1 protein-coding gene is annotated in these 227 nt (G+C 36.6%); it reads left to right on the top strand.

All coding sequences use genetic code 11. From position 1 onward, the window contains the following. Window positions 1-21 precede the first annotated feature (21 nt). A complete protein-coding gene (locus STRDD10_RS11340; protein ID WP_197458361.1) occupies window positions 22-168 on the top strand; it encodes a hypothetical protein in 147 nt (48 codons plus the stop codon). Window positions 169-227 lie beyond the last annotated feature (59 nt).

Raw genomic sequence — 227 nt, 5'->3', positions numbered from 1 at the left:
CAGATTGAAAGGGGGTAAATTATGCTTGAATTGACACAAAAACAAGCAAATTGTATTGAATATATCAGAAAAGCGGTTTTTGAACCAGAAATCAAAGAATTGTTAGAAAATCCAGAATTAATCCAGCAAGCTTTGCTTATCGGCTACGTGATCGTTGATGAAACTTGAAGCTATGGAAGTCTTGCGACAGTTTGCGCCTTGTCCTGAATATGTTGAGGGTTTTCATT

The organism is Streptococcus sp. DD10 (assembly GCF_001578805.1).
GTDB lineage: Bacteria > Bacillota > Bacilli > Lactobacillales > Streptococcaceae > Streptococcus.
The sequence above is the reverse complement of the archived record's forward strand: the minus strand, read 5'-3'. Positions and strand labels throughout refer to the sequence as shown.